Annotated in this window: 25 protein-coding genes; 12 read left to right on the top strand and 13 right to left on the bottom strand. The window is 44.4% G+C overall.

The features are described from left to right. The first annotated feature begins 10 nt into the window (after positions 1-10). Positions 11-1,192: an outer membrane protein assembly factor BamB gene (gene bamB, locus EL341_RS12910; RefSeq protein ID WP_047781704.1), complete on the top strand. Its 1,182-nt coding sequence runs from the start codon at positions 11-13 to the stop codon at positions 1,190-1,192. A 152-nt stretch (positions 1,193-1,344) separates the two neighbouring features. After that, positions 1,345-2,832, top strand: a complete 1,488-nt coding sequence (gene der / locus EL341_RS12905) for a ribosome biogenesis GTPase Der (protein ID WP_074823410.1) — start codon at positions 1,345-1,347, stop codon at positions 2,830-2,832. Positions 2,833-3,132: 300 nt separating this feature from the next. Here the strand turns inward: der and EL341_RS12900 are convergent, their stop codons facing one another. Beyond that, the gene (locus EL341_RS12900) at positions 3,133-4,941 is read right to left on the bottom strand and encodes a monovalent cation:proton antiporter-2 (CPA2) family protein (protein ID WP_071845497.1); all 1,809 of its coding nucleotides are present in this window, start codon (positions 4,939-4,941) and stop codon (positions 3,133-3,135) included. A 405-nt stretch (positions 4,942-5,346) separates the two neighbouring features. On the opposite strand from EL341_RS12900, the gene EL341_RS12895 reads away from it, so the two are divergent. Genes EL341_RS12895 through EL341_RS12885 form a run of 3 tightly spaced genes read left to right on the top strand, consistent with a single transcriptional unit; the run spans position 5,347 to position 7,346 of the window. Then, positions 5,347-6,303 (top strand): AEC family transporter, encoded by a 957-nt coding sequence (locus EL341_RS12895; protein WP_126467939.1) that lies wholly within the window; start codon positions 5,347-5,349, stop codon positions 6,301-6,303. Positions 6,304-6,315: 12 nt separating this feature from the next. Further along, the gene (locus EL341_RS12890) at positions 6,316-6,543 is read left to right on the top strand and encodes a zinc ribbon domain-containing protein (protein ID WP_047781701.1); all 228 of its coding nucleotides are present in this window, start codon (positions 6,316-6,318) and stop codon (positions 6,541-6,543) included. Continuing rightward, positions 6,540-7,346 carry an aminoglycoside phosphotransferase family protein gene (locus EL341_RS12885; protein WP_126467937.1) on the top strand — a complete coding sequence of 269 codons (807 nt, stop codon included), beginning with the start codon at positions 6,540-6,542 and terminating at the stop codon, positions 7,344-7,346. The genes EL341_RS12890 and EL341_RS12885 overlap by 4 nt, the downstream gene beginning before the upstream one ends. A 23-nt stretch (positions 7,347-7,369) precedes the next feature. Here the strand turns inward: EL341_RS12885 and xseA are convergent, their stop codons facing one another. After that, positions 7,370-8,725, bottom strand: a complete 1,356-nt coding sequence (gene xseA / locus EL341_RS12880) for an exodeoxyribonuclease VII large subunit (RefSeq protein WP_074823400.1) — start codon at positions 8,723-8,725, stop codon at positions 7,370-7,372. 171 nt (positions 8,726-8,896) lie between these two features. Between xseA and guaB the strand changes: the two genes are divergently transcribed. Together guaB and guaA are read left to right on the top strand one after the other, a co-directional pair. After that, positions 8,897-10,366, top strand: a complete 1,470-nt coding sequence (gene guaB / locus EL341_RS12875; RefSeq protein WP_074823397.1) for an IMP dehydrogenase — start codon at positions 8,897-8,899, stop codon at positions 10,364-10,366. Positions 10,367-10,524: 158 nt separating this feature from the next. Next, positions 10,525-12,102: a glutamine-hydrolyzing GMP synthase gene (gene guaA, locus EL341_RS12870; RefSeq protein WP_047781697.1), complete on the top strand. Its 1,578-nt coding sequence runs from the start codon at positions 10,525-10,527 to the stop codon at positions 12,100-12,102. 130 nt (positions 12,103-12,232) lie between these two features. On the opposite strand, the gene EL341_RS12865 is transcribed toward guaA, so the two are convergent. From EL341_RS12865 to EL341_RS12855, 3 genes are all read right to left on the bottom strand, one after another. Continuing rightward, positions 12,233-13,345 carry a fimbrial protein gene (locus EL341_RS12865; RefSeq protein WP_053007641.1) on the bottom strand — a complete coding sequence of 371 codons (1,113 nt, stop codon included), beginning with the start codon at positions 13,343-13,345 and terminating at the stop codon, positions 12,233-12,235. A gap of 901 nt (positions 13,346-14,246) precedes the next feature. Continuing rightward, positions 14,247-14,588, bottom strand: a complete 342-nt coding sequence (locus EL341_RS12860; RefSeq protein ID WP_126467935.1) for a hypothetical protein — start codon at positions 14,586-14,588, stop codon at positions 14,247-14,249. 246 nt (positions 14,589-14,834) lie between these two features. Continuing rightward, entirely contained in the window at positions 14,835-16,061 is a 1,227-nt protein-coding gene (locus EL341_RS12855) for an MFS transporter (protein ID WP_126467933.1), read from the bottom strand. A 547-nt stretch (positions 16,062-16,608) separates the two neighbouring features. Here EL341_RS12855 and pspE point away from each other — a divergent pair. Further along, a complete protein-coding gene (gene pspE, locus EL341_RS12850; protein ID WP_047781694.1) occupies positions 16,609-16,923 on the top strand; it encodes a thiosulfate sulfurtransferase PspE in 315 nt (104 codons plus the stop codon). 50 nt (positions 16,924-16,973) lie between these two features. Here the strand turns inward: pspE and EL341_RS12845 are convergent, their stop codons facing one another. Next, positions 16,974-17,333: a DUF2799 domain-containing protein gene (locus EL341_RS12845; RefSeq protein ID WP_047781693.1), complete on the bottom strand. Its 360-nt coding sequence runs from the start codon at positions 17,331-17,333 to the stop codon at positions 16,974-16,976. Between the two features lie 60 nt (positions 17,334-17,393). Continuing rightward, on the bottom strand, positions 17,394-18,110 hold the full coding sequence (btsR, locus tag EL341_RS12840) for a two-component system response regulator BtsR (protein ID WP_126467931.1): 717 nt from the start codon (positions 18,108-18,110) through the stop codon (positions 17,394-17,396). Positions 18,111-18,362: 252 nt separating this feature from the next. Here btsR and EL341_RS12835 point away from each other — a divergent pair, with 252 nt between their 5' ends. Together EL341_RS12835 and tyrA are read left to right on the top strand one after the other, a co-directional pair. After that, positions 18,363-19,430, top strand: coding sequence for a 3-deoxy-7-phosphoheptulonate synthase (locus EL341_RS12835; RefSeq protein ID WP_047782733.1), 1,068 nt, complete (start codon positions 18,363-18,365; stop codon positions 19,428-19,430). A 113-nt stretch (positions 19,431-19,543) separates the two neighbouring features. After that, on the top strand, positions 19,544-20,665 hold the full coding sequence (gene tyrA, locus EL341_RS12830; protein ID WP_074823389.1) for a bifunctional chorismate mutase/prephenate dehydrogenase: 1,122 nt from the start codon (positions 19,544-19,546) through the stop codon (positions 20,663-20,665). Between the two features lie 46 nt (positions 20,666-20,711). On the opposite strand, the gene speD is transcribed toward tyrA, so the two are convergent. The 4 genes from speD to EL341_RS12810 all read right to left on the bottom strand — a co-directional run bounded on the left by speD (position 20,712) and on the right by EL341_RS12810 (position 23,469). Continuing rightward, entirely contained in the window at positions 20,712-21,512 is an 801-nt protein-coding gene (gene speD / locus EL341_RS12825) for an adenosylmethionine decarboxylase (RefSeq protein ID WP_047781690.1), read from the bottom strand. 44 nt (positions 21,513-21,556) lie between these two features. Further along, the gene (gene speE, locus EL341_RS12820) at positions 21,557-22,414 is read right to left on the bottom strand and encodes a polyamine aminopropyltransferase (RefSeq protein ID WP_047781689.1); all 858 of its coding nucleotides are present in this window, start codon (positions 22,412-22,414) and stop codon (positions 21,557-21,559) included. Positions 22,415-22,580: 166 nt separating this feature from the next. Further along, the gene (locus tag EL341_RS12815; RefSeq protein ID WP_047781688.1) at positions 22,581-22,931 is read right to left on the bottom strand and encodes a YacC family pilotin-like protein; all 351 of its coding nucleotides are present in this window, start codon (positions 22,929-22,931) and stop codon (positions 22,581-22,583) included. 214 nt (positions 22,932-23,145) lie between these two features. Continuing rightward, positions 23,146-23,469 (bottom strand): helix-turn-helix domain-containing protein, encoded by a 324-nt coding sequence (locus tag EL341_RS12810; protein ID WP_053007640.1) that lies wholly within the window; start codon positions 23,467-23,469, stop codon positions 23,146-23,148. A 474-nt stretch (positions 23,470-23,943) separates the two neighbouring features. On the opposite strand from EL341_RS12810, the gene EL341_RS12805 reads away from it, so the two are divergent. Both EL341_RS12805 and EL341_RS12800 read left to right on the top strand, forming a co-directional pair. Next, on the top strand, positions 23,944-24,213 hold the full coding sequence (locus EL341_RS12805) for a YdgH/BhsA/McbA-like domain containing protein (RefSeq protein WP_047781687.1): 270 nt from the start codon (positions 23,944-23,946) through the stop codon (positions 24,211-24,213). Between the two features lie 129 nt (positions 24,214-24,342). After that, a complete protein-coding gene (locus tag EL341_RS12800) occupies positions 24,343-24,624 on the top strand; it encodes a YdgH/BhsA/McbA family protein (RefSeq protein WP_074823386.1) in 282 nt (93 codons plus the stop codon). Positions 24,625-24,718: 94 nt separating this feature from the next. Here the strand turns inward: EL341_RS12800 and EL341_RS12795 are convergent, their stop codons facing one another. After that, positions 24,719-25,039: a Dabb family protein gene (locus tag EL341_RS12795; RefSeq protein ID WP_047781685.1), complete on the bottom strand. Its 321-nt coding sequence runs from the start codon at positions 25,037-25,039 to the stop codon at positions 24,719-24,721. Between the two features lie 157 nt (positions 25,040-25,196). Further along, positions 25,197-26,408: a Tm-1-like ATP-binding domain-containing protein gene (locus tag EL341_RS12790; RefSeq protein WP_074823383.1), complete on the bottom strand. Its 1,212-nt coding sequence runs from the start codon at positions 26,406-26,408 to the stop codon at positions 25,197-25,199. Positions 26,409-26,423: the final 15 nt, after the last annotated feature.

The following is a 26,423-nucleotide window of genomic DNA, read 5'->3' as shown; positions in this document are numbered from 1 at the left end:
GGGGATGTGAATGAAGTTACGTAGAATTTTTTGCGTAGGATTGCTGTCTGTAACCATGCTGAGTGGTTGTTCACTGTTTGGTGGCGATGATGATGCAGTAAAAATGTCTCCATTACCAAAAGTGGAAAATCAATTCTCTCCGAAGAAAATGTGGAGTTCCTCTGTCGGTAATGGTATTGGCGAATACTATTCTCATTTGCGTCCAACATGGCAAGACGGTCGTATTTATGCGGCTGCGCGCGATGGCGTGGTTAAAGCTATGGATGCCGATAGCGGCAAGCAGATTTGGAAGACAGATTTGACCGATAAAACCGGCTTTTTCTCTTCGTCCAAGTCTCCGATGTTATCCGGCGGGGTCACGGCAGCGAATGGCCACCTGTTTATTGGTAGCGAAAATGCGGTTGTATATTCTCTGAATAGCGAAGATGGTGCTGTTGCATGGAGAACGATCGTCGGTGGGGAAGCGATGTCCCGTCCGGTAGTTAGCAATGGCGTGGTATTAATTCATACCACTAACGGTTTGTTGCAGGCGCTGAATGAAGCTGATGGTAGCATCAAGTGGACGGCTAACTTGGGTATGCCACTGCTTTCTTTACGCGGTGAGTCTTCTCCGGCTGTCGCTCATGGCGCAGCACTGGTTGGTGGCGACAATGGCCGAGTGAATGCGGTACTGTTGGAACAAGGGCAACTGATTTGGCAACAAAGTATTTCTCAGCCAAGTGGTGCAACGGAAATTGACCGTTTAGCCGATGTTGATAGTTCTCCGGTTATTGTCGGCAATGCGGTTTATGCTCAGAGTTATAACGGTAGCTTTGTTGCTCTGGATCTGCGCTCAGGCCAACTGATGTGGCAGAGAGAGATGGGTTCAGTGAATGATTTTGTTATCGAGGGCGATCGGGTTTATCTGGTCGATCAAGATGACCGTGTTGCTGCCCTGAGCTTGAACGGCGGAACTATTCTGTGGAAGCAGAATGATTTACTGCACCGTGGACTTACTCCTGCTGCGCTGTTTAACGGTTATGTTGTGGTTGGTGATTCAGAAGGTTACTTACACTGGATGGACAGCAATAACGGACAGTTTGTGGCTCAGAATAAAGTTGATAGTGACGGTTTCCTCTCCGCGCCACTTGCTGCCGGCGATCGGTTAGTGATTCAGGCTCGCGGTGGTGACGTTTACTCATTTAGCCGCTGAGTATTATTTATCGATCGGCATGAGACAGTTTATATCATGCCCGTAGCAAACGGCTCCTGACATCAGGGGCCGTTTCGTCTTATATAAAGCTAATGGCGAATTTAAAGTTATTAGCTAAGAATCATAGAGTTATAAAGAAAGAGGCTTTAATCATGATCCCTGTTATCGCGCTGGTCGGGCGTCCCAACGTGGGTAAGTCCACGCTATTTAACCGCTTAACGCGTACTCGTGATGCATTGGTCGCTGATTTCCCAGGCTTAACCCGCGACCGTAAATACGGTAAGGCTGAGGCTGCCGGACATGAGTTTATCGTTATTGATACCGGTGGTATTGATGGCACCGAGGATGGGGTTGAAACCCATATGGCAGAACAATCCTTGCTGGCGATAGAAGAGGCGGATGTTGTTCTGTTTATGGTTGATGCCCGTGCTGGATTAATGCCGGCGGATCAGGGGATTGCTCAGCATCTGCGTATGCGTGAAAAAGCCACATTTTTGGTCGCCAATAAAACAGATGGTCTGGATCCTGATAGCGCAGTAGGCGATTTCTATGCATTGGGTTTAGGTGAGATTTATCCGATTGCCGCTTCTCATGGCCGAGGCGTAACTTCACTGATTGAGCAGGTATTAGGCCCAAGCGTTGAGGAAGTCGTCCCTGCTGAAGATGAAGACCCTGAGTTTGCCGATATCGGTGATGACGTTTGGGATGAAGAGTTTGATGAAGAAGGGCAAGAAGAGGAGTCAGATTCCTCTTATTTGGAAAACCTGCCAATCAAACTGGCAATTGTTGGTCGACCAAACGTGGGTAAATCAACGCTGACCAACCGGATTCTGGGTGAAGAGCGAGTCGTTGTATACGATATGCCGGGTACCACTCGCGATAGTATCTATATTCCGATGGTGCGTGATGAGCGTGAGTACATACTTATCGATACTGCCGGGGTGCGTAAGCGGGCGAAGGTCACGGAAACCGTTGAGAAGTTTTCCGTGATTAAAACCCTGAAGGCGATTGAAGATGCCAACGTTGTTTTACTGGTTATTGATGCGCGTGAAGGCATTTCCGATCAGGACCTGTCCCTGTTGGGCTTTATTATCAATAGTGGCCGTTCGTTGGTCATTGCGGTCAATAAGTGGGATGGTTTGTCACAAGAAGTTAAAGAACAGGTAAAAGAAGTCTTGGATCTGCGTCTTGGCTTTGTTGATTTCGCCCGGGTTCATTTTATCTCTGCCCTACACGGTAGCGGCGTGGGTAATCTGTTTGAATCGGTGCAGGAAGCTTATCGCTGTGCAACACGCCGAGTGAGTACCTCCTTACTTACGCGTATTATGCAAATGGCTCAGGATGACCATCAGCCACCTCTAGTGGGCGGACGTCGTGTGAAGCTGAAATATGCTCACGCCGGTGGTTATAACCCACCAATTGTGGTGATTCATGGTAATCAGGTGAAAGATCTACCGGATTCCTATAAACGCTATTTGATGAATTACTTCCGCCGTTCGCTGGAAGTGATGGGCACGCCAATTCGTATCCAGTTTAAAGAGGGTGATAACCCGTTTGCCGGACGCCGTAATAAGCTAACAGCCACCCAACAGCGTAAACGCCGTCGTTTGATGCAGCATATTAAGAGTCGTGGTAAATAAGGTTTAAGAGAGTAAAAAAATATTTTTAGCTAGATTGATAACAGAAATATAAATAGTCAAACGACAGGAGAGATTTCCGTGGGGGTCGTAGCAGCGAAAGCTGCCGGAGTGCCCGTAGGAAATGTAGGCCTGTCGCTCTCTATAGCTGAGTACTAATGGTCTGCCGGCTAAGCACAATAGTGATATTCGTGCATTGTTTTTACAGCCGGAATGTCCATTGAAGTTAATTTAAAAGAATCAGTTAGTTAAAAGGCGCCAATGGCGCCTTTTTTAATACTGACTTAATTTCAATGTTACCGATTAACTGGCTTCAGGCCGATGATGCGGCGTGAGGTTGTTGTCAGTATCAGTCGGCGATAATTCAAAATCCGTATCGGTTTGAATCGGATCATCCGTCAGTTCTGACTCGGTGTCGGTTTCTTCGGTTATTGTCATCATCTCATCTTTACGTAGAGAATCGACCAGTTCAGACACTTCCTCATCCGCTACGCCAAGAACTTTCAGGGCTTCCGCACCGATATGCAGGCTGCTTTCCAGGGTTTCAACCACAACCCAGTTAGCACCGGCTTCCAGCAGTTTATCTTTGAGATCTCTATCCAGTACCCGAGCCAATATTTTCAGCATTGGATAAAGAGAGCGCAGGGTAGATACTGCTTTTAGCGCGCTGGCGTTATGGTCGATAGAAACTATCACCATTTGCGCCTGTTCCACGCCAATGACGTTTAGCAGCTTAGGATCGGTAATATCGCCAAAGTAGGCTGGAATATTCTCTTTCTGCGCTTTTTTCACTACTTCCGGATTTTTATCAATCACGATATGCGGGATAGATGAATCCAGCAGCATTTGCGCTAATACATGACCGGTATCTCCGTAGCCTGCCACCACCACTTTGGCATTATTGGCAGTCTCTTGTGGCGTTAGCGCATTATCAATTTCAGCCTGCACATTTCTTCGGGTTAGACGACAGCCAAAGGCATAGAGGCTTGGGGTAAATGCCATACTGACCGAAATAACGCCGATGCCCATGATAAACATGGTGTCATCAATGACGCCAAAGGCTTTAGCTACACCGAACAGGACAAAACCGAACTCGCCACCCTGACATAGCAGGAAGGCCACTTTGGTAGAAGCCTCTTTGGAGGTACCAAACAACATAGATAGCAGGAATAGAATAATGATTTTGACCAGCAGGATCACCGCAACATTACTGACGAACAGGAACGGCGTTTGAGCCAGCGTGGCGAAATCGATCGACATACCAACCGAGATAAAGAAGATGCTCATCAGCAGGCTTTTAGCTGACTCTACGCTGGCATGGATCTGGAAGCCATATTTCGAGGTGGAGAGCATCATACCCATGATAAATGCACCCAGCGCCATGGATAAACCGAAGTGATCCATTACATAGGAAGCCAGTACCACGGCAAACATCACAAACAGTGAAAAACTCTCGCGATAGCCTTTTCTGGCCATCCGATTCAAAATCCACGGCACAACCCAGCGGCCAAACACGATAACCACTAACAGGGCGCCGATAACCGAGATGGTCTGCATCCACATTGGCGAGTCATCAGGCAGTACGGCGATTTTATCCGAAAGTAGTGGTACCAAAGCCAACAAGGGGACGATGGCTAAATCCTGCATCAACAGAATAGCAAAACCAATCCTGCCGTGCTCACTGGAGAATTCATTGTGTTCTTGTAATATCTGAATAACAAATGCCGTTGAGGAAAGGGCCAACGTTAAGCCGATAATAACGGCAGCATTGATCGGGTTACCCAGTAAATAGAAATAAGCGCCAATTCCGGCACCGCAAAGCAAAATTTGTAGCGAACCTAAGCCGAATACCACGCGGCGCATGGCCCATAACCGTTTTGGCTGCATTTCCAGTCCAATGATAAACAGGAGCAAAACAATACCAAATTCGGAAACGTGCAGAATATTATCGACGTGTTCTTTAACAATAATCTTACCTGGCGTGTAAGGGCCAATGATAACGCCGGTAATCAGTAGGCCGAGAATGGAACCCAGACCGATCTTTTTTGATAATGTAACCGTGACAGCAGCAACAAATAAAATAATGGCAAGTAACAGAAGAAGATCATTCATATGGAGGTCTTCCTTTGGTTACTGAAAGGGTAGTTCCTGTTTTCAGGGAATAGCTATCCATGGCGTAATGTTCCTTATCGCGTGATGATGGAAATTGATGAGTTACAGTGTTCAGCCTCAGGTTAATAACGGGCATGGTTACTGACTTTGTGTTGGATATTATACTCAAATGTGGCTGTTTCGTGCAGGCGATTTTTAGAAAAATTTTATAAATTATTCATTGGATCGCTAACAGGTGCCGGTAAGCGTTTTATTCACGCGGGTTTGCCGTTTTGATGCTTAATTCAGAATGACTAAAAAAACCGTCAAATTCCACCAGATAGCGGGTGATTGCGTGACTTTTACGGATATATCAGCATACTATTCATATTCAACGGTTGGGGTCTAAAGGTGTAGTTGTAAATAATGTCGTGGGAAACATGGAGTTTTGCTTTCAGCGTCACCGTACCTAATTTACTCATGCTGATTATTGGCATCTTAATGCGTGGTTTTCGCCTTATCGATGATAATTTCTGCGATGCCGCCAGCCGACTGGTGTTCAATCTAGCCTTACCCTGCCTGCTGTTTTTTAGTATCGCCACTAACCATAGCAGCTTTCAGCAATACGCCCCGTTAATGCTTTATGGTGTATTGAGCACCATTGCGACATATTTGTTGCTGGAGTTTGCCGCGCCATTTTTGGTAAAAAACCCACGTGAGCGAGGTATTTTTGTTCAGGGAGGATTTCGGGGAAATGCGGCGATTTTAGGCGTTGCCTATTGTTCAATGGCCTTTGGTAGTGAAGGTGTGGCTATTGCTTCATTTTATATTGTGATAACGGTAATACTTTTTAATGTGTTATCGGTGGTCACGCTAACGCGCAGTTTATCCACTGGGAGCAATGGTCGACCTGATTTCCTCAGCGTGATGCGCGGCGTTATCACTAACCCTCTGATTATTGGTATTCTATTGGGATTACCTTTTTCCCTGTTTTCAGTTTCATTACCAGAAGTGTTGGTACATACCGGGCAGTATATTTCAGGCTTGGCTTTACCGTTGGCGTTGTTGTGTACCGGTGCCAGTCTGGATTTTCACGCTATGTTCAGGGCATCTAACGTTGCGGTATTAGCCTGTATTGCGCGCATTGTGGTCATCCCCGGGCTGCTGTTTTTAGGCGGATGGCTATTTGGCTTTCGGGGTGTTTCATTAGGGGTTATATTTTTATTGTCGGCAACGCCAACCGCTGCTGCCAGTTATGTGATGACCCGTGCTATGGGCGGTAATGCAACGCTAGCCGCCAATATTATTGCGATGACAACGTTAGGATCGTTTTTTACTACGGCACTCGGTTTGCTGTTCCTGAGAGGAAGCGGACTGATTTAGAGAGGATGTCATATGGAAGCTTATTGTCCCCATTGTCACCAGGCTCTGCTTTGGCAGCAGGGTAATCTTTATCATTGTGAAGCATGTCATAAGACTTACCAACAAGTTGCTCTTTGCCCGGACTGTAATAAGCCACTAGAAAAAATGCAGGCCTGTGGTGCCGTTGATTATTTCTGCCAGCACGGTCATGGCCTTATCTCTAAAAAGCGCATCTCATTACGCTATACGGAGCAAGCTTGAACGACGTGATGTTTGAGCGTTACCTAAAAGGCTGGGGGCTTAAGCCGGATGGTGTCCCGCGAATCACGGAGAGTAGCTATTTAATGCCGGTGCGTTTTGGTGCTATTCCAGCCATGTTGAAAGTGGCTGTTTCAGCTGAGGAGATTCGGGGTAATGGTTTGATGTCGTGGTGGAATGGTAAGGGGGCCGCTCAGGTATTAGCTTATGATCGACAGGCTATTTTGTTACTTCGGGCACTAAACCCGATTTCTCTTAGTGAAATGTCCCTGAACGACGATGATGATCGAGCCTGCCAAATTATTTGTGCGGTTATCGATGAACTTCACTATCCACAAGCCGTAGTGTTACCTGAATTGATGCCATTATCTCAATGGTTTGCTGGATTAGCCCCTGCGGCGAAGCAACACGGTGGAATATTGATTGATGCGCTGAGCGTTGCCAATCAACTGCTGACAACTCCGCAAGGGGAAGTGGTACTACACGGGGATATTCATCATGAGAATATTCTCGATTTTGGTGAGTTGGGATGGCGGGCGATTGATCCCAAGGGATTAATCGGAGAACGCGGTTTTGATTATGCCAATATCTTTTGCAACCCGTTGGGCTGTGAGCCTTCAGCAGAACAATTCCACCAGCGCTTGGCGCTGATAAGTCGTTATGCCAGACTGGAGCCGAGACGCTTACTGATGTGGATTCTTGCCTGGTGTGGTTTGTCAGCCAGTTGGTTTCTTGAGGATGGTGAAGATCCTAAAATACCGTTAGCAGTTGCCCGATTGGCTCAGGCTAAATTGACTCAAGCATAGCGGGGGCTGTGGGATATCTCTGGCTACTGTTTTCCGAGCTTGTTGATTTCGCTAACGCTGCTTTCCACCCAGCCATCGCTAAGGCGGGTTTTTAATTTATCGCCTACTTTTACCTGTCTGGTTTTTTTCAGCGTAGCACCGTCATTGGTGCTGGTAACGCTATAGCCGCGCGCGAGGGTTGCCAGAGGGCTAACCGCTTCCAATTGAGAATAGCCAACGCTGAAACGCTGTTTAGCCTGATTCAGTTGCCTTTCCATCACCTGCTGCAATTGATAGCTAAATTGCTGTAGCTGCTGCTGGCTGCGCTGTACTCGCATTTGTGGCTGAGTTTGCATCAGACGTTGCTGCAACAATTCGGTTTGGCGCGAATGTCGGCGTAGCCGCAGTTGGATGCCGTCTTCCAGACGATTTTGTAACTTCAAGAGCGTCGTCTGTTGGCGGGAGAGCCTAAGTTGAGGATGCTGTTGCTGTAACCGACTATCCTGACGAGCCAAGCGTTGGCGCAAGCGAGAAAAATAGTAGTCCATCGCCATTTCCAGCCGCTGTTGCTGGGATTGTAGTTGTCGAACTAATTCAAGTTGATTACGGCTCACCATTTCTGCTGCAGCGGAAGGCGTGGGTGCCCTCAGGTCGGCGACAAAGTCAGCAATGGTGACGTCCGTTTCATGGCCAACGGCGCTAACCACCGGAATGTTACTGTTGGCAATGGCGCGTGCCACGAGTTCTTCGTTAAAACACCACAAGTCTTCCAGCGAACCGCCGCCTCGACCGACGATTAGCACGTCGCATTCATTACGCTGGTTAGCCAACTCAATGGTACGGGCAATCTGTAATGTCGCATCGGCACCCTGAACCATGGTGGGGTAGATAATCACCGGTAGTGAGGGATCGCGTCGCTGTAGGATATGCAAAATATCGTGCAGCGCGGCACCGGATTTAGACGTAATAATACCAATGCAGGTTGCCGGTGAAGGGAGCGGCCGTTTACGGCTCTGTTCAAACAGGCCTTCATCAGACAGCCGCTGTTTAAGCTGTTCAAACCTTTGCTGTAATAGACCATCTCCGGCAGGCTGCATGCTTTCTGCAATCAGCTGATAGTCACCGCGCGGTTCATACAGGGTGATTGAGGCGCGAACTAAAACCTGTTGGCCGTTTTGTGGCTGGAACGTGGTTTTACGGTTAGCGGTGCGGAACATGGCGCAGCGTACCTGAGCACGATCGTCTTTTAGCGTAAAATACCAGTGCCCGGAAGAGGGCTGGGAAAAATTGGATATTTCCGCAGACAGCCAGATTTGCCCCATCTCCATTTCCAATAGCTGACGGACCGTTTGGTTTAAACGGCTGACGGTAAAAATAGGTGGTGAAGAGGGTAATAACATGTGATGGAGATCAAACCCTAAAACAAAGACTTAATCTATCGATACTACATAGCTATCGTGGCTAATCAAGTATTTTTTGAAAAAAATGTGGTATCAAGCAACATAGCTCTGTATAATGCCACGGCAATATTTTATCTGTTTCTAAACCCCTAACCCGGTGAGATATTGCCCATGCTACGCATTGCTAAAGAAGCCCTAACATTCGACGACGTTCTACTCGTCCCTGCCCATTCGACCGTATTACCTAACACTGCTGAACTATCAACGATGTTGACCTCAACAATTCGTTTGAATGTTCCTATGCTTTCAGCCGCTATGGATACCGTGACTGAAGCTAACCTGGCTATCGCTTTAGCCCAGGAAGGCGGTATCGGATTTATTCATAAAAATATGTCTATTGAACGCCAAGCGGAAGAAGTCCGTCGGGTGAAAAGACATGAAAGCGGTATTGTTACCGATCCAATTGCCGTTAGCCCTGAGACCACCGTTCGTGAAGTGAAAGAAATGGCGCTGGTTAACGGATTTGCCGGTTATCCGGTGGTGGCGAAAAATAATGAACTGGTTGGTATTATTACCGGGCGTGATGTGCGCTTTGTAACTGACCTTGATCAACCCGTCAGCGGACTGATGACGCCAAAAGAGCGTTTGGTAACGGTCAATGAAACCGAAGCTAAAGATCGCGATGTGGTTTTTCAAAAGATGCATGAAAAGCGTGTGGAGAAAGCGTTGGTTGTTGACAGCAAATTCCACCTGCGCGGCATGATTACGGTTAAGGATTTCCAGAAAGCAGAGCGTAAGCCTAACGCGTGTAAAGATGAGCATGGTCGCTTACGCGTCGGTGCTGCGGTAGGCGCCGGTGCTGGTAACGAAGAACGTGTAGCTGCGCTAGTTGAAGCAGGTGTAGACGTTTTACTTATCGACTCGTCCCATGGTCATTCTGAAGGGGTATTACAACGTATTCGTGAAACCCGCGCAGCTTATCCTGATCTACAAATCATTGGCGGTAACGTGGCGACGGCCGCAGGCGCATTGGCTCTGGCGCAGGCCGGTGTTAACGCGGTGAAAGTCGGTATTGGTCCTGGCTCTATCTGTACCACACGTATCGTAACCGGTGTTGGTGTGCCACAAATTACTGCGATTGCCGATGCGGTTGAAGCCGTTGGCCACTTAGGTATTCCGGTTATTGCCGACGGCGGTATCCGCTTCTCCGGTGATATTGCGAAAGCGATTGCTGCTGGTGCTTCCTGTGTCATGGTGGGTTCAATGTTAGCCGGTACTGAAGAATCTCCGGGTGAGATTGAACTGTATCAAGGGCGTTCATTTAAATCATACCGTGGTATGGGCTCATTAGGTGCGATGTCCAAAGGCTCTTCAGATCGTTACTTCCAGACGGATAATGCTGCTGATAAGCTGGTACCGGAAGGTATTGAAGGTCGCGTAGCTTACAAAGGTTATCTGAAAGCGATTATTCATCAGCAAATGGGCGGACTGCGTTCTTGTATGGGCCTGACTGGCTGTGGCACGATTGATGAACTGCGTACTAAAGCGGAGTTTGTGCGTATTACCGGTGCCGGTATTCAGGAAAGCCACGTACATGATGTGACGATCACTAAAGAGTCGCCGAACTACCGTATGGGTTGATTCAGATAAATTCTGAACCCCAATGAAGTAAAACGAGAGGGTGAGTTAGCAAAATTCACCTCTCGTATTCTCCCTGCCAACACGGCTATAATACCGGGAAATTTCTTCTTGTCCGGCCTGCTATCAGGCCTCACATTACCGTTTTTGGAAAGCGATACATGTCAAAAAACATTCATCAGCACCGCATTCTGATTCTGGATTTTGGTTCTCAATATACCCAGTTAATTGCCCGCCGCGTACGTGAAATCGGCGTTTATTGTGAACTTTGGGCGTGGGACGTTAGCGAAGCGCAAATTCGTGAATTCAATCCAACAGGCATTATTCTGTCCGGTAGCCCGGAGAGCACCACTGAAGCCGGTAGCCCGCGAGCTCCGGAGTATGTGTTTAATGCAGGTATTCCTGTATTAGGCATTTGCTATGGTATGCAGACGATGGCAATGCAGCTTGGTGGTCAGGTTCAGGGTTCTGACGAACGTGAATTTGGTTATGCCAAAGTTGATATTATCAATGACAGCGAATTTGTTCGCGATATCTGCGATGCTCTCTCTGCGGACGGTAAACCACAGCTTGATGTGTGGATGAGCCATGGTGATAAAGTGACGGCGATTCCAGCCGGCTTTAAAGCCGTTGCCAGTACTAATACCTGCCCGTTTGCCATTATGGCGAACGAAGAGAAGCACTTTTACGGTTTACAATTCCATCCTGAAGTGACGCATACCCATCAGGGTTTAAGCCTGTTAAAACGCTTTGTGCTGGATATTTGTGGCTGTGAGGCGTTATGGACTCCTGCGACAATTATTGATGATGCGGTTGAACGTATTCGCCAGCAAGTGGGCGAGGATGAAGTTATTCTTGGCCTGTCTGGTGGCGTTGACTCTTCCGTTACCGCGATGCTGTTACACCGTGCCATTGGCAAGCGTTTAACCTGCGTATTTGTGGATAACGGCCTGCTGCGTCTGAATGAAGCAGAGCAGGTCATGGAAATGTTTGGTGACCGTTTTGGCCTGAATATTGTGCATGTTCCGGCTGAACAGCGCTTCTTGAGCGCATTAGCGGGAATTGACGAGCCAGAAGCTAAACGTAAAACCATCGGTCGAGTATTCGTTGAAGTCTTTGATGAAGAAGCTTCTAAACAGACCAACGTAAAATGGCTGGCTCAGGGCACGATCTATCCTGATGTTATTGAGTCTGCTGCATCGGCTACCGGTAAAGCTCACGTGATTAAGTCTCACCATAACGTCGGTGGCTTACCGGAAGAGATGAAGATGGGGCTGGTAGAACCGCTGAAAGAGCTGTTCAAAGATGAAGTTCGTAAGATTGGTTTAGAACTGGGTCTACCTCACGACATGCTGTTCCGTCATCCATTCCCGGGCCCAGGCTTGGGCGTTCGTGTTCTGGGTGAAGTGAAGAAAGAGTACTGTGATCTGTTGCGTCGCGCTGACGCTATCTTTATTGAAGAGCTGCATAAAGCGGATCTGTACAATAAGGTGAGCCAGGCATTTACCGTGTTCTTACCTGTGCGTTCGGTTGGCGTGATGGGCGATGGTCGTAAATATGATTGGGTGGTTTCACTGCGTGCAGTTGAGACTATCGACTTTATGACCGCGCACTGGGCGCATTTGCCATATGACTTCTTGGGGCGGGTATCTAACCGCATTATCAATGAAGTAAATGGTATTTCTCGTGTGGTTTATGATATTTCCGGGAAACCGCCAGCGACGATTGAATGGGAATAAGCTTATAGCGTTCCACTAAGTCTCAGGAAGACTAAAAAACCCAGCTTTATCATTATGATGGCTGGGTTTTTTGTTTGGTAAAATAGGCATGTTTAGTCACACGGAATAGTATGTTTTCTATGCTATTCACTCAGCGCATGACGATCGACAATTCAGCACTACCGCTGACTTTTCCTGTCATGCCTGTCCCTTTTGAATACAGTGTATAGGTTACTGGATAATTAAAGTTAGCTGCGGATTGCGTACTGTCAATACTACCAATATCAATATACTGACGGTTAAATGAGACTGGTTTGGATGTGCCATTAACATTGATATCCATTGTTACATAGGCTCCGGCAGTCCCCGCGCTGTTATTTAGATTGACCTGATTGTCATTACCAGAGTAATACGCCAGATTTGTACGAGCCATTAATGAGAGTGTGGCTGCAATTTTATTTTGTGATTGTTGACAACCAACGGATAAATTAACGGTTTTGGCCGCCAGTAATTGGTTTGCTGCGGCATTAGCAGGTTGCGGACCGAAATCAATCAATGTGGGAGTGGTTAAGGTACATGCTAAATCGCTAACGACAGTGGACCAAGATCCGGTACTGACTAAAATATTTTTTGCATATTGTGCCGGTGCAATTCTGGGATTTTGAATAACCATTTTTAAAGGATAACTCAAACCAGCAGTTGAGGACGTGACTTGCTGACCTGTTCCATAAATCAAAATCCGGCCAGTTGCGGTTACATTATGAGTCATAATGACATCAACAGATGAACTTGGCGAGGATTGGTAGGGTTGCAATATACATGAGGTATATTCACCTAAATTATCACTGGTAGATGAACCGTAACCAGTAAAAATACCGGTCACTGTATCGGAGTTACCCCCCCAGGTTCGCTTATCAACATAGGTGATTTCAGGAACTAACATCAGCGTACCTGCGGTATTAAATTTAATTCCTTTAACGCCGTCAATATCCATCATTAGTGACTGATTACAGCTGGCCCCATCTTGGAAAAAGGCTAACAGGACGTAACTAGATGGCTGAGTTGCCCAGTAATTTGATGTTCCTGTTAGCGTCGCCGAAATGTTTGAATCAAGAATGCCCACTAATCCTCGTCCATTCTGAATGATGGTCGCAGACAGTGTTACAGGCGTATACATTGCCATTAGCAGACAGAATGCTGCTTTCCATTTTGTTATGGGATTAATATAATCCATTGCTTTATCTATTAATTTAAAAAAAATCATACTCTATCCTAATGAGTCGAACAGCTATTTATGTTAGCTGGGTTTTCTTTGTGCTTGATTAAGGTAATACGCCAACATGACATGATTAAACGGTAGGCTATTCGTATATGATTTAGCACTTTACAGTTTAGTTGGTTATCAAGGTAAACGTTATTGATACCAGACAATAACTCGTAGCGACACCAGCATGACTTTTGCTAACCAATTAAATAGCAACATGTTTAAGCTTCAATTATTTTTAAATTGGCTATTGCCATTTACAAGTAGGGTATTTCAAAAAACAAGCATAAGATCACCGCCGAAACTGGCTGTTTAGAGCGTTTCGTTGAGGTAAATATAATGTCTGTATTCAGTGATGTTCCATGTTTGATAATATCATAAACCTGAATGCTACTATATTCAATTAGCGATGAATAAATAATTATGGTACTTATCGGAGATGAAAGGTTGGCTGAAATATTGAAGTCGTCATTTGGGGCGTAATTGAGTATGAATTTCTATTGAAATCATTATGATGGAAACTACTTAAAATCAAATAATCTTTATTTTTATTTATAGTGTAGAGAAGCTGAAAAATTGTTTTAATTTTAGATTATCCATATGATTTTATTTGTTATTTTAATTTTTCATCATGCGTTGAGTTTAGTGGTGTAAATATTATTTTAAGCCATATTAATGTAAAGATAAATTTAACTAATTGATTGGGAATAGCGTTTTCCCTTCACGTATTTCTATATAAATATATAAGACACAGCTATATTAATTACTGGGCCTTATATATGTGGGGAGTAGGTAAAATTAACAGGGATTGATTATAACAACCTTGTTCTTCTTATCTTGAGCAATCTAAAAATGAACAACTGCCCACATCATTTTTGATGCTGCATTTTATCAGCAGATATTATTGAACAAGGCTAATATCAATTCTTTTCATGATCCCTTTCTCTTCCACTTCGACCGACGTTTGATACGGCTCATTTTGCTTACTTGCCGTTATGATTTGTTGAAAATCAAAACCAACCTGTTTGAGCTCAGAGAGCGCGGCATTGGGTGCCGCTATATTTAAAAACTGAATAAATGCCACAGGAACCATAAAGGATTCATCAAGTTTATCGTGAATATACTTCTCAACTTTTAATTTTCTCATTTTGTTATTCCTTCTGTTTACCTTTGAGCTATCCATTAGGTTGGCGATTGATTTACCGCCGTTTGGCGTATGCCTGAGCGCTTTAAGCGGTGACATCAATCTCCCCATATGATTGATATCTTGATATGCATTGATAGTACTAACTAGACTGACGGTCAGTCAATTGATTTGTGAGGATGATTTTATTGAGGTCTAACTATCCATTTGTAGATTTGGGGATTTGTGTTGTGCTGTTAATTAAAGAGGGGAGAGGCTGAAAAGAGTATTGCTCGAATCGCTGAGCTTAAAAAAACAGCCAGTCGCTGATTTAGCTGACTGGCTGTGTTATTCATGTCATCGCGCTTACTGTTTTTGTTTTTCTGTCACAAACAACATAGCAACAATACCCACAACGGTTATGACCGCAGCGCAATAGAAACCGGTGTTTAGGCTGCCGGTTTTGTCCGCCAGAAAACCCGTCATAATTGGGGCGACGATTGACGATGCCATACCGAAGAAGTTATACAGCCCGAAAGCGGTACTCAGTGAGGCTTTTGGCGCATTATCGGCCACCAGTGCGACCAATACTGGGTTCAGACTGATTTTACCGATAAAGCCATACAGAATCAGAACGGCAATCAGTGTAGCTTCTGAGGTTGAATAAACAATGCCAAAAATAGCGACTAATGATAACGGTAGCATAAACAGAACAACCGGCTTTCTTCTACCCATCTTATCGGAGGCATAACTACAGATTAACGTTCCTATTACAGAAATCCATGGAACAATGGAAGCAATACCAGCGGCTTTAACGATATCCATACCGCGTTCTTGCTGTAGGTAGTAGGGTAGCCAGGTAATAATTACAAAGAAGCCGTAGATCGAGCAGAATATGGTGATGTAGGCTAACAGCAGGTTGCGGTTTTTAAACAGATCCCAGAAGCTGAAGGGTTCTGCGGGTTCCTGTGCTTTTGCGGTATTGACGACGGGCTCGGTCACTGGTGCTTTTTCTTTAATGAAAAACAGCATTAGCATGGCGATAGCAAAAATAGGAACGGCAATCACCAAAAACGGCATTTTCCATGAAGTATTAAACGTCTGAATCATGGTGCTGGATAAGTAGTAACCGATGGCGATACCAAAGGACATACCACTACCGATAATGGCGCTACCCAGCGTAATCCATTTTTTCGGAATAGCTTCAGATGACAGGGCATACTGCGGACCATAATAGGCTCCCTGTGAAGCACCGGTCAGCATCCATAAGACGATAAAAATAAGAAACGATGGGGAAATGCTGATAGAGGCGATGAAAATGGCAAATAGTACAAATCCCTGAACCATAATTTTCTTACGGCCGATTTTATCCCCAAGAATACCCGCTGGAATTTGTAGTGCAGTATAGGCCAGAAAGAACAAACTGCTGATCATGCCGAGTTCTGTTTTTGATAGTCCGAAATCAGTCTGGATCATCGGCATTATGGGGCTAAGAACGGTTCTTCCCGCGTAGATGGCGACCCAACCGAGGAAGAATATAATGACCATTCTAATCCAGTAGGGCATCAATGTATTTTTACTATTATTATTCATAAGGCATTCCTTTATAGCAGGTTTTAATAGGTAGGAATTAATGGAATTATATTTATTGTTCTAAATGTAACCTTTTCATATTTCTCCTAAACTCAAGGGAGAGGAAAGTATTGCGTATATAGAGAAAGTAATGTTTTTAGCACGGATCGTGTGTGATGGGGATCAATTGCTGATTATTGGTTAGTTTAATTTGACAGTCAGCGCTCTATTTTTAAATATAATTGACTTATATGGCTGGTTTTTCTATAGCTTTATGTATTTAAATGATTTTTTAATTTTATTTGATATTGCTTCATCAATAAAATAATTTTTAATTATCAAAAAATTTTATCAACGATACAGAATTAAATTAATTTTTTGGTATTTAGAAGGTTATATCGCAGAGACAACATTTCCTACCTCCCTTATTGGCAGGGTAAATCGATAAAGGAATAAGCCAGTCATAGAGGCTGCCGCCGATCACATTTTTTTGTCATGATATTATTTAATCTATCGGTGACGTTATATTACTTTTTTGTTTTGGGTTTGTTTTTCAGGGAGATATTTTATGTTCAGACAAGGTTTACTGTTGATCGTGTTCTTGTGTAGCACTTCTGTTTTAGCCGCAGAGTATTGGATTGATGTTCGTATACCGGAACAATATCAATCTGAACATATTCAGGGTGCGATTAATATTCCACTCAAACAGTTAACTGCTGAAGTGGCTAGTCAGGTTAAAAACAAAGACGATACGGTTCATCTTTATTGTAATTCCGGGCGCCAATCGGGATTGGCTCAACAGGCGTTGTTAGAGATGGGTTATACCAACGTGCTTAATGAAGGCGGCATTAACCAGATAGCGCAGCCGAAAATCAGTCAATAATACTGATTTTCGGTGTGGCCCTAATAGGGAGCTGCGGTAACTAATATCGATTATTTTTCTACGAGTTGCCGCCAGCCCTGCTTAAGCTGTTCAGCGTTAGAAACGCTATTGCAACTCGCAGGATATTCTTTTCCGGCTTTAGCCAGTTCAATGATATTTTCTGATTTGCACAACACTGTCTGGCCTTTGGCATAGCCTTGTAGATAGGCTTGGCGATTGATATCTTCTTCGCCATACCATTCGGACAGAACCGTATCCTCTTTTATATCGTTGCCCGATGCGGCTTCCTGATAGCCAATATCAAACCATTTAGAGGTCGGGGCATGAGTCTCTAGATCGCCAGGCATGGTGCCTTCAGAAGAACAACCGGTCAGGGTTAGGGTAAGGATCAATGCGATAATGTCTTTCATCTTATAGCCTTTGGTGAGCCTTTATTTGCAAAACTATTCAGCGCAGCAGGTCGTCATATTTTACACAATACCCAACTGTTCTTTTAGCGGTTTTAAGTAACGCCGGCTGACAGGAATATGTTTACCTGCCCGGGTAATGACTTCGGCAGCACCATTATCCAATAGTTGAATTTCGCTGACTCGATCGAGATTAACCAGATGTTGACGATGGCAACGAGCAAAGGGCGTTTTTTCTTCCAGTATTTTCAATGTGAGCTGAGTATAGCCGCTTTGGTGAATACCAACGACATGTACCCCACTGATTTCTGAACTGAGATATTCAACTTCTTCCAGACGAAGTAAAAAAATACGATTGTGCCCATAACAAGGAATATGTTTTAGTGCCATATCACTAATGATGTGTAAACTATTATTTACGGATTTGGCATTTTTTAACCGCTCAATGGTTTTAGATAGCCTTTGATAATCGATGGGTTTCAGCAGGTAATCAAAAGCATCTTGCTCGAAAGCTTTGATGGCATATTCATCATAAGCGGTCGTGAACACAATATGTGGCATGGTGGCAGGATCGAGCATTGCGGTCATCTCTAATCCGCTAATTCTTGGCATTTGAATATCCAAAAAAACCACATCCGGCTGTAGGCGATGAATCGCCTGAATAGCTTCCAGAGCATTGCTGCACTCGCCTACGACAGTGAGGTCGTCTACTTCAGCAAGTAATTCAGCCAATTCTTCTCTGGCCGGTTGTTCATCATCAACAATAAGCGCTCTAAACATATTTCCTCCACCGATTTTGGCTAGTTTAACATGAGAGTCTCTATCTGTGCATTTCAGCCAGTTAAGATAAATGTTGTCTCCGCTTGTTTAGCGATTTTTTCTCATTTTTATCCTACTGTAAAATTGATAGTAAAAATATGTTTACATTAATGGATTATAAAGTTTACACTTGGCTGGTAGTGTTATATTCTCTTCAATATCTGGTGTTTTAACCTTGTTGGGTTGGATGGTTTTAAGGAATAAAAAATGATCATGCAAAAAGATAAATTAAATAACGTCAATATTAGTGACGAGCAGGTTTTGATTACGCCAGAAGAGCTAAAAGCTAAGTATCCACTCAGCGCTATCGATGAAGGGAGTATTTCTGCTTCTCGTCAGACTATTTCGGATATTTTACACGGGCGTGACAAGCGCTTGTTGGTGGTTTGTGGCCCTTGCTCGGTTCACGACCCGGATGCGGCGATTGAGTATGCTCACCGATTAAAGAAATTAGCCGATGAAACTAAAGACCAACTATTTATTGTTATGCGCGTCTATTTTGAGAAGCCAAGAACTACCGTTGGTTGGAAAGGGCTGATTAACGATCCACATATGGATGGTTCTTTCGATGTTGAACATGGTTTGCATTTGGCTCGCAAACTCCTGCTTGAACTGGTTTCAATGGGATTACCGTTAGCCACCGAGGCGCTGGATCCTAACAGTCCACAATATTTGGGCGATCTGTTTAGCTGGTCAGCGATTGGTGCACGTACTACCGAGTCTCAGACCCACCGTGAAATGGCATCAGGTCTTTCTATGCCGGTCGGTTTTAAAAATGGCACCGATGGCAGCTTGGGTACAGCCATTAATGCGATGAAAGCGGCTGCAATGCCCCACCGTTTTGTGGGGATTAATCAGTCCGGTCAGGTCTGTCTGCTACAAACGCAGGGTAACCCAAACGGTCATGTTATTCTGCGCGGTGGTAAAACCCCTAACTATGAGGCCGAACATGTTCAGGCCTGTGAAGAGCAGATGAAAAAGGCGGGCTTGAATCCTGCACTGATGATTGACTGTAGCCACGGTAATTCGAATAAAGACTTCCGTCGCCAGTCAGAGGTGGTTTATTCCTGTTTGGAACAGATTAAAGCGGGTAATCGCTCGATCATTGGTCTGATGTTAGAAAGTAATATTCATGAAGGTAATCAATCATCAGAACAGCCGCGCAGCGATATGCGTTACGGTGTTTCCGTGACGGATGCCTGTATCAACTGGGAAACCACCGATACTTTGCTGCGTCGTGTACATCAGGAGTTAAAACAGCGAGAGCTAGTTTGTCAGTGATTTTTATCAACATTTATTGATATATTAACTTATCGAACTTCGTCGCCATTGGGCGACGAAGTGCTTATTAGAATAAGAGCATACTGCGTTCTGTTTTAGGAGATATAAGACAAATGGTGGCTGAGCTGACGACCCTGCGCGATCAGATTGACGAAGTTGATAAAGCGTTATTAAAACTGCTGGCAAAACGGTTGGATCTGGTTGCAGAAGTCGGAGAGGTAAAGAGCCAATATGGTTTACCTATTTATGTTCCTGAACGTGAAATCAGTATGTTGGCTTCTCGACGTGAAGAAGCGCAGCAACTTGGTGTGCCGCCTGATTTAATCGAAGATGTGCTGCGTCGCATTATGCGTGAATCGTACACCAGTGAAAACGATAAAGGCTTTAAGACATTAAAGCCGGAGATGGGGCCGATCGTGATTGTTGGTGGTCAGGGCAAAATGGGACAGCTGTTCAGTAAATTGCTTAAGCTCTCCGGCTATCAGGTTCGCGTGCTGGAGCAGAATGACTGGCCTGATGCTGAAAGCATTCTCTCTGGAGCAGGAATGGTGATGGTCAGCGTACCGATTCATATTACTGAACAGGTTATTCAGCGACTGCCTAAGCTACCAGAGGCGTGTATTCTGGTGGATTTAGCATCGGTGAAGAGTCCGCCATTGCAGGCGATGTTGGACGTCCATAGCGGACCAGTACTCGGTTTGCACCCGATGTTTGGCCCTGATGTGGGTAGTTTGGCTAAGCAGGTTATTGCTTATTGTGATGGACGTCAGCCAGATGCGTATCAGTGGTTTTTACAGCAGCTTCAGGTGTGGGGTGCCAAGCTACAGGCGATCAATGCTGTAGAACACGATAAAAATATGGCATTTATTCAGGCATTACGTCACTTTGCTACCTTTACCTATGGGCTAAACCTCTCCCATGAGAAGGTGCAGCTTGAACAGCTGTTAGCGCTGTCTTCACCGATTTATCGTTTGGAACTGGCGATGATTGGCCGCCTGTTTGCTCAAGATGCTGAGCTGTATGCGGATATCATTATGTCGTCCAAAGATAACCTGGCATTGATTAAACGTTATTATGCCTGCTTTGGTGATGCTATTGGTTGGTTGGAGAATGGCGATAAAGCGGAGTTTATCGATAACTTTAATCAGGTGAAAGCGTGGTTTGGGGATTACGCGACACACTTCTTAAATGAAAGTCGTACGCTGTTGCGTCAGGCTAATGATAGTCGACAATAAACGATGTTAATGTTGCCACGCCCGTCGGGCGTGGCGCTGCGTAGCGTCAGATCGTCACTTCAGGCATGTTTCTACCGTAGTAAATTTCCTGCATCTCTTTACGCAACAAACGCGTGATATATTGGCGTTCATTCTTATCCAAATCTTCCGGCTTAGCATTAAACAGGTAATGATCGAGGTCGAACTCTTTCAGCATCATCTTGGTATGAAAGATATTCTCCTGATAAACATTTACGTCCACCATATGGTAAAGCGACGTAATGTCTGCCGTCATAAAATTCTGGATGGAGTTAATTTGATGGTCGATATAGTGTTTTACGCCACTGATATCGCGAGTAAAACCGCGTACTCGGTAGTCCAGAGTGACAATATCGGACTCAAGCTGATGAATCAGATAATTGAGCGCTTTTAACGGAGAAATCACACCACAGGTCGACACTTCGATATCTGCCCGGAAAGTACAGAGCCCGCCTTGGGGATGGCTTTCAGGATAAGTATGAACACAGATATGGCTTTTATCCAAGTGGGCAACGACTGAATCAGGCAGCGGACCGGGATGTTCAGACTGGTCTACCAGGCTGGGATCTATCGGTTCTTCGCTAATCAAAATAGTGACGCTGGCGCCCTGAGGATCGTAATCCTGACGGGCAATATTGAGAATATTTGCGCCAATAATTGAACAGGTTTCGCTCAGGATTTCAGTTAGCCGATTCGCGTTATATTGTTCATCGATGTAAGCAATGTATTGCTCTCTGTCATGGGCCGTTTTGGCATAACAGATATCATAAATACAAAAACTCAGGCTTTTGGTTAAGTTATTGAAGCCGTGCAGTTTTAGCTTATGCAATTTGGGTCACCGCCTTATGTTCAGGTTGATAGAAAGAGATATTATTATTGGGATAATGCATCTTGTAAATATTGCGGTAAGGCAAAACTACCAAGGTGTATCGCCGGATTGTAATAGCGACAGTGCATGCCTGATGCTGTAAATCGGGATTCTATAGTTGTTAACTGATGATGACGTAATTGAGGGTTCTGGCTTGCCCAGGCAAAAGTCATGATTCCACCGTAATAGGTTGGAATGGCTGCTTGATAAAAGCTGACGTCTTCAAAGTAATTGGCGAGCTTTTGGTGACTATTAACGGCTTCATCCTGTTGTAAAAAACACACACCATTTTGGGCAACAAAGATGCCATTTTCATTGAGGCAGCGGGCACAGCCCTGATAGAAATCAGAGGTAAACAGGCTTTCTCCTGGGCCGATAGGGTCGGTACAGTCGGAGATGATCACGTCGAATTTCAGCTCGGTTTGGTTAACGAAGTTAACGCCGTCTTCAATTACCAGATTAAACCGTGGATCTTCATAGGAACCCGCGCTGTGGTGTGGCAAGTATTCACGGCAGAATTCAACCACATTGGCATCGATTTCCACCATGGTGATGTGCTCTACGCCTTGGTGACGACAGACTTCGCGTAGCATTCCTCCATCACCACCGCCAATAATCAGGATTCGCTTGGCTTTACCGTGAGCGAAAATGGGGATATGGGCCATCATTTCATGATAAATAAATTCATCGCGCTCTGTCGTTTGCACGACGCCATCCAGCGCCATAACGCGACCCATAACATCATTTTCAAAAATGATCAGATCCTGATGGTCGGTTTTATTGTGATATAAGGTTTTCTTAATGGAAAAAAACTGCCCAAAGCCGCTATGTAGCGTTTCAAACCAGATCTCTTTATCAGACATTACCGCGAATCCTTTGTATCGGACAAAAAAGTGAGCGCGTTATAATAACGGACTCACTGTCGTTATGCACGATTAATGGCTATTCATTTGTTTTCTCAGATAATTAATCGGCTGGTTTTTAAGATCACGGTGGAGTAAGGACAAAAGAGTAAAGCACTGTCGGCCGTTAGTGGGCCATGATACCGAATGAATCTTTGGATAGGGCTTTACACTTAATCTCTTGAGGAATCGGGATTTTTTTTAAATCGTTATAGCTGGACTGCCCCAGAGCTTCCATATTGATTTGATTGTAGTTGCTTAAATCCCAACGGTTTTGTTGTGCAAAATAGATCAACGCTCGCTTGATCTCGGGGATAGGCAGGTCTTGGTACCCGCACTCTCTTTTCAGATAGAAGAATACTGCGGTAAGGTCGGCTAATTCTTCAGCTTCCGATTCTGTTAGCGCTTGGCAGGTTGATGAAAACCCGACAAGTGACAGCAGTAGTAATGGGAGGGTAAAAATAGATTTATTATTCATTATATCGACATTAATTTTATTAATGTTATGACGTTAGCATATTGTAATGCATTGAGAAAACTTTTTTGTTCGGCTATCTACCAATGGTGGAGTTTTAGTCTACTTTGGCTGATGATGTTAGATGTGTCAGCTTGGGAAAGTCAGATTCATCTTTTCGGATGATGATGAACCATGACTTTTCCTATTTTACCGATCATTTTTTCCTCGTTTATCTTTAACTGTGATAACGGTAATCTGATGGCGTTGTAGAGAACATTTTCTTAAAGGCTCGGGTAAAACTCTGTTGAGAATCAAACTGGTATTGGTAGGCAATATCAGCGATGGTTCTTTTGCTTTGTTTTAACTCTGAAGCGGCATTTTGTAAGCGTTTTTTACGAATATAGTAAGCCAGAGAATCACCGGTAGTGTCTTTAAATAACCGCTGTAAATGCCATTGGGAATAACCTGATTTAGTTGCAACCCGCTTAACGGTTAATGGCTCCTCCAGATGACCTTCAATCCAATTGACTAACTCTTTAATAATGGTGGTTTGAAGCATAACTCATTACCTTTTGTTGATTTTAGAACCGGCGTCGATTGGCTAAGATTATTTCAGCTTGTAGTGGCATCTGATGGCTATAACTCAACATATACAGATGGCGGTTGCAGCCTAATTTATTACCAATCTTCTATTATCATTCTCACATTTGGTACTGTACGGTACAGTATTTTAAGCAAGGAAAAGAGTCAAATTAAACAGCATTAAAAGTCAAAGGAATACCGAGGGGCAGCAGGGCTGGAAAGCGTGGTTTTTTTGGTGGTTATTTGTACATATGTTAAAAAAAATGAGCATTAAAAGCTAATCTGGATCACATTTTTAGTTTTATTATCCTTGCATAGATTGAATTAAATTGACTTAGATTTTTATTAATTCATCAATTTAATCAATGCATTGATTTATTCTTCTATCGTAATTTAAGTTATTTTTATTATGATATTCAAATATTTTAAATAAGCAACGAAGGTAAACATCATGAAAGTTTCAACAACTCTAGCCGCTCTGTTATTAACCTTTAGCGTCGGTTCAGCTTATGCAGCAACTCAGGTTACCAGCCAGCAGGCCAGCCAATTACAAAGTATGGGGTCTATTTCAAAATCGGTTCAGGCTATCGATCTTGATGATGCAGTCAATGCCTTGGCTAAACAGGCTGAAAGCGAAAATGCCTCTTACTATCGCGTTATTGCTGCAGAATCTCCTGATAACTCGAATAGCTGGCATGTATCAGCAGAAATCTATCGTTAATATTTTTAGTGAAATCCAGTGATAAGGTTCGCAGGGGAGATGAGAACTAGCACTGAGGAATAATATTTTTATCCGTTGATTTTTCCGGCGTATGATAAGCAGTATTTGAATCCTTGAAGGGGCAGAAAAATGAAAGCGTTCGCGATTCTGTATGCCATGTTTCTTACTTTCTGCATCAATACTGCTTATGCCATTACCGAAGTTATCAATACCGATCAGGTTGAAAAGATGAATCTCCAGAGTATGGGAGTGATTGCTGAGACGGTAAGGGCCGATACGCTGGATGAAGCGGTAAAGGCTATTGAGACTAAAGCGGAAAAGCAGGGGGCGCTATATTATCGGATTATTGGTGCAAGATCTTACGACACCTCTCCCTATTGGCGGATTTCAGCACAGCTATATAAAAAGTAATAGATAAAACGTTACATATAACAAGTTATATGAGTCTATCTGAATCCCCACCGGATAATACCGGAGGGGATTTTTATCGTTTGCCAAACGGCTATTACAGGCCTTTAGCAGGATCGTAGTCAAAGGCTACCAGTGAATCAGTACCATGTCTTAACATTGGGATGACTTGGCCCGCCACTGCAACGTGATCGGGGTGGAATAGGTAGATATCCCGGTCTGCTGCATTATCAAACTCAATTTCAAAGCCATAATCGAAACCGTGATTCATGCCTTCATTGCTGTCGTATTTACCATATTTAAATGACTTAATTTGAGGAATGGTTTTGCCTAATCCTTCAAGCAGAGCAAAGGCATGTTTGATTTCTTCTGGCGTATGACTTTCTTTGAACTGTAGTAACACAATATGCTTCATCATAATCTCGATTCCTTGATCTTAAATATTTATAACCCGCAAACAGGTCGCGGGTGCTTAGCCTGATAAAATTAATGTGCAATACGTCTGAATTGACGGCGAGCTATCAGTGCGATTTCTATTGGTAAACACCCGATTGAACTCGCACTCTAAAAATACCTTATTTCTTATGCCAAATTTCGTTAAATTGGGCCACGGCGGCTTCTGCAAACTGTGGTTCGTTAATATTGTAAGGGACGCGGATCAAGCGACGACGCTCGGTTTGAATAACCGTTTTCTCCAATGCTTCAAACAATGCGGCATCATTTTCCGGCGACCAGAATAGCTGCCCTGGGGCATCCAAGGCTGATACGCCACCTTCAGGGATTAAAAAGCGCACTTCACCTTCACAAGCGTTCAGCTTATGACCGATCCATTCGCCCAGCTTTTGATTCTCTTCTTTGGTAGTACGCATCAGGGTGACCTGTGCATTATGGGAATAAAACAGGCGATCTTTATAGTGGGTGGGAATGGTCTCAGGATTGCCGAAATTGACCATGTCCAGTGCACCGCAGGAGCCAACATAAGGAATTTTAGTGGCTGCTACGACATCCAGACGATCTGGGCCACAGGCCAACACGCCACCGAACAGGTGATCACAAATTTCGGTGGTGGTGATGTCCAGCATGCCGTCGAGTAGATGACTGGCCGCCAGTTTTTCCATTGCCATACCGCCGGTTCCGGTGGCATGGAAGGTTAGACAGTCAAATTTATCTGCCAGATGTGTCGAAATAGCTTGCATACAAGGCGTCGTTACGCCAAACATGGTTAATCCTAACGCTGGTTTTTCGTTTTTGACTTCAGGAACTGAGTATTTAACCGCGCCAGCCATGCTATGAGCGGCATTAGCCAATACTTGACGAGAAATTCGGTTTAATCCGGCAATATCGGTAACGGAATAGAGCATCGCGATATCGCTGGCACCAACATAGTTAGCCACGTCACCGGAAGCCATGGTAGAAACCATTAATTTGGGAATGCCAATAGGCAAAGCCTGCATTGCCGGGGTAATTAAAGCGGTACCGCCGGAGCCCCCTAGACCAATTAAACCTGCAACATCGTCGCGTGATAGCAGGAAGTGTTGGAACGCTAGAGCCATGGCAACCATTGATTTTCCGCGGTCACCGCAGAACACACTTTTTTCACCCAGTGGATGAAAGCGTGCCACTTCTTGAGCTGAAATAGTGGAGTCAAAGTCATTTTCTGCAGATTTTGTAGATAAATCAACGGTAGTGACCAAAAGGTCAGTTGCATTAATCAGGTCCCGAATGTACAAAGCCTCTTCACTTTTTGTATCAAAAGTGGTGGCAATATAAATCGATTTCTTTTTCATCGTAACACTTCCTTG

This window comes from Pragia fontium (genome assembly GCF_900638655.1).
Taxonomy (GTDB): Bacteria; Pseudomonadota; Gammaproteobacteria; order Enterobacterales; family Enterobacteriaceae; genus Pragia; species Pragia fontium.
Note: the sequence above shows the minus strand (reverse complement) of the source record. Positions and strands in the feature narration are given on the sequence as shown.